Origin of the sequence: Erwinia sp. STN24, assembly GCF_041320675.1 — a bacterium.
Lineage (GTDB): Bacteria > Pseudomonadota > Gammaproteobacteria > Enterobacterales > Enterobacteriaceae > Erwinia > Erwinia aeris.
The window spans coordinates 1-254 of the sequence record NZ_JBGGPM010000034.1 but is presented as its reverse complement, the minus strand read 5'-3'; the positions used below and the strand labels follow the sequence as shown (position 1 = coordinate 254).

The window sequence follows — 254 nt, the reverse complement described above, 5'->3', positions numbered from 1 at the left end:
CTCTACCTGACCACCTGTGTCGGTTTGGGGTACGATTCCGTGTTACCTGGAGCTTAGAGGCTTTTCCTGGAAGCAGGGCATCTGTTGCTTCAGCACCGTAGTGCCTCGTCGTCACGCCTCAGCCTTAAAGTGTTCCGGATTTGCCTGGAACACAAGCCTACACGCTTAAACCGGGACAACCGTCGCCCGGCCAACATAGCCTTCTCCGTCCCCCCTTCGCAGTAACACCGAGTACAGGAATATTAACCTGTTTC

At 54.7% G+C, this 254-nt stretch carries 1 rRNA gene; it reads right to left on the bottom strand.

The features are described 5' to 3' along the window. Positions 1–254, bottom strand: a 23S ribosomal RNA gene (locus ACA373_RS22220); the annotation flags it as partial.